Below are 3797 nucleotides of genomic sequence, written 5' to 3' on the forward strand. Positions count from 1 at the left end.
TTAGCTCTTAGCTCTTAGCCCGTAGCCCGTAGCCCGTAGCCCGTAGCCCGTAGCCCGTAGCCCGGATTGTCCTTCTTCCCGCTTCCAGGCGCGAAGCGCCGCTCTTACCGCTTACAGCTCCCCGAAGGGGATTTATGACCAAAGTCGATTTCTACATCCTGCCCGATACCACGCTGGAAGCGCGGTTGAGCTTCGCCTGTCGACTGGCGGAGACGATCTATCGCAAGGGTTATCAGCTGCATATCCATACCCAGGACGAAACCATGGCCCGCGAGCTCGACGAGCTGCTGTGGACGTTCCGCGAGGAGAGCTACGTCCCGCATCGCGTCGCGGGGGATGCCATGGAGCCGCCTCCGCCGGTGACGATCGGCTGGGAAACCGTGCCGGAACCGGGCGTGCAGGCGATGCTCAATCTGAACGACGAGATTCCCGAGTGGTTCTCGCGGCTGGAGCGCGTCGCCGAGATCATCAACCAGCATCAGGACGTGCTGCGTACCAAGCGCGCCTGCTGGAAGACCTACAAGGATCGGGGGTATCGGGTCGAGGCACACAAGCTCTGACCCGAGGCAACGGCTGATGCCCTGCCCTCGTATCCGACACGCCGGCCTGACTCCGCGGCCATCGACAAGGTATAATCCCCGCCATTTTTCGCTACGCGGCATTTCGCCGTGCCGCGTGTCGTCGTCACCGATTCGAGCCCGATAGCCGCCATGGACAAGACGTACCAACCCGATCAGATCGAAACCCGCTGGTATGAACGCTGGGAAGCCGACAACCGTTTCGCGCCGAGCGGCGAAGGCGCACCCTTCTCGATCATGATCCCGCCGCCCAACGTGACCGGCAGCCTGCACATGGGCCACGCCTTCCAGGACACGATCATGGACACGCTGGTGCGCTGGAAGCGGATGCGCGGCAACAACACGCTGTGGCAGGTGGGAACCGATCACGCCGGCATCGCCACCCAGATGCTGGTGGAGCGCAAGGTCGCGGCCGAGGAAGGCAAGAGCCGCCACGATCTCGGCCGCGACGCGTTCACCGCCAAGATCTGGGAGTGGAAGGAGGAGTCCGGCGGCCATATCACCCGCCAGCTGCGGCGCATGGGCGCCAGCGTCGACTGGAGCCGCGAGCGCTTCACCATGGACGACGGCTTCTACAAGGCGGTGCAGGAAGTGTTCGTGCGCCTGCATGACGAGGGCCTGATCTATCGCGGCAAGCGCCTGGTCAACTGGGACCCGACGCTGCACACCGCGATTTCCGATCTCGAAGTGGAGAACCGCGAGCAGCAGGGCCAGTTCTGGCACTTCCGCTACCCGCTGGCCGACGGCGTCACCACCGCCGACGGCAAGGCGTACCTGGTCGTCGCCACTACCCGCCCGGAGACGCTGCTCGGCGACACCGGGGTGGCGGTCAATCCGGAAGATCCGCGCTACGCCTCGCTGATCGGCAAGTTCATCGAACTGCCGCTGGTCGGCCGCCGGATTCCGGTGATCGCCGACGAGCACGCCGACATGGAGAAGGGTTCGGGCTGCGTCAAGATCACCCCGGCCCACGACTTCAACGACTACGAGGTCGGCAAGCGCCACGACCACGCGCTGATCAACGTCTTCTCGCAAGACGCGACCATTCTCGAGCGTGCCGAAGCCTTCGACCTGCAGGGTCGGGCGCTGGCGGACGTCGACGTCACGCTGCCCGCCGCCTACGCCGGGCTGGATCGCTACGTCGCGCGCGAGCGCATCGTTGCCGACATGGACGCCGCCGGCCTGCTCGAACGGATCGAGACGGTCACCAACACCCTCCCCTACGGCGACCGCTCCGGCGACGTCATCGAGCCGCTGCTGACGGACCAATGGTTCGTCGCGGTCGAGAAGCTGGCCAAGCCGGCGATCGAGGCGGTGGAGAACGGCGACATCGAGTTCGTGCCCAAGAACTACGAGAACATGTACTTCGCCTGGATGCGCGACCTGCAGGACTGGTGCATCTCCCGCCAGCTGTGGTGGGGCCACCGCATTCCCGCCTGGTACGACGCCGAGGGCAATGTGTTCGTCGCCCGCACCGAGGCGGAGGCGCGCGAGAAGCACGGAATCGCCGCCGACGTCACGCTGACCCAGGACGACGACGTGCTCGACACCTGGTTCAGCTCCGGGCTGTGGACCTTCGGTACCCTGGGCTGGCCCGAGAAGACCCCGGAACTCGAGACCTTCCACCCCACCAGCGTGCTGGTCACCGGTTTCGACATCATCTTCTTCTGGGTCGCGCGGATGATCATGCTGACCGGCCACTTCACCGGCGAGGTCCCGTTCAAGACCGTCTACGTTCACGGCCTGGTGCGCGACGCCCAGGGCCAGAAGATGTCGAAGTCCAAGGGCAACGTGCTCGATCCCATCGATCTGATCGACGGTATCGACCTGGAAACCCTGGTGGCCAAGCGCACCGGCAACATGATGCAGCCGCAGAAGGCCCGCGCAATCGAGAAGGCGACCCGCAGCGAGTTTCCGGAAGGCATCGAGGCCCACGGCACCGACGCCCTGCGCTACACCTTCCTGTCGCTGGCCACCACCGGACGCGACATCAAGTTCGACATGGGCCGCCTCGACGGTTACCGCAACTTCTGCAACAAGCTGTGGAACGCCTCGCGCTACGTGCTGATGAACGCGGAAGACCAGGATGTCGGCCTCGGCGGCGAGAGCGTCGAGCTGTCGCTGGCCGACCGCTGGATCATCTCCCGCCTGCAGCAGACCGAAGCCCAGGTCACCAAGGCGCTGGAAGAGTATCGTTTCGATCACGCCTCCCAGGCGCTCTACGACTTTGTCTGGAACGAGTACTGCGACTGGTATCTGGAGCTCTCCAAGCCGGTGCTGTGGGACGAGAACGCCTCCGAGGAAGCCAAGCGCGGCACCCGTCGCACGCTGGTTCGCGTGCTCGAGGTGATTCTCCGCCTGGCCCATCCGATGATGCCGTTCATCAGCGAGGAGATCTGGCAGCGCGTCGCGCCGCTGGCCGGAACCCGGTCGAAGGATGACGACAGCCTGATGACCCAGCCGTGGCCGGAAGCGGACGCCTCACGCATCGACGAGCAGTCGATTCGCGACATCGAGTGGCTCAAGGGCGTGATCGTCGCCATCCGTAACATCCGCGCCGAGATGAACATCGCTCCCGGCAAGCCGCTGGATGCCCTGCTGACCAAAGGCGCCACCGGCGATCGCGAGCGCCTCGACGCCAACCGCCTGTTCCTGTCCAAACTGGCCAAGCTCGAGAGCGTGACCTGGCTCGACGATCCGGACCAGGCGCCGCTGTCGGCGACGCAACTGGTCGGCGACATGGAAGTGCTGGTGCCGATGGCCGACCTGATCGACAAGGAGGCCGAGCTTGCGCGTCTCGCCAAGGAGATCGACAAGCAGGACAAGCTGATCGTCGGCATCGAGAGGAAGCTCGGCAACGAAAGCTTCACCGCCAAGGCGCCCGAGGCAGTGGTCGAGAAGGAACGCGGCAAGCTCAAGGAGTACCTGGCAGCACGCCAGCACCTGGTCGAGCAGCGCAACAAGATCGCCGAACTCGACTGATCCGGGGCCAGCAAGCGCTACCCGCAACCTCCCAGCCCCCGCCATTCGTCGGGGGCTTTTCATGACGAGGAGGTCAGCCCCGACGCGGCGAAACGCCACGGCAGTTATAGAACACTGTTCCTTATAAAATGCTTAAACTATAATCGTCGCAGACGACTCACCTGCGAGCGACGTATGAACACACAATGGAAACGCCTGTTAGGGCTCAACGTTACCGGCCTTCTGCTGTTGCTGAGC

Annotated in this window: 2 protein-coding genes; both read left to right on the forward strand. The window is 64.4% G+C overall.

Translation table 11 applies throughout. The features are described from left to right. The first annotated feature begins 134 nt into the window (after positions 1-134). Positions 135-560, forward strand: coding sequence for a DNA polymerase III subunit chi (locus tag AC3AYF_RS19175; protein WP_149433587.1), 426 nt, complete (start codon positions 135-137; stop codon positions 558-560). Positions 561-710: 150 nt separating this feature from the next. Further along, positions 711-3560 (forward strand): valine--tRNA ligase, encoded by a 2850-nt coding sequence (locus AC3AYF_RS19180; protein WP_295041155.1) that lies wholly within the window; start codon positions 711-713, stop codon positions 3558-3560. Positions 3561-3797: the final 237 nt, after the last annotated feature.

Source organism: Salinicola sp. (assembly GCF_982684285.1).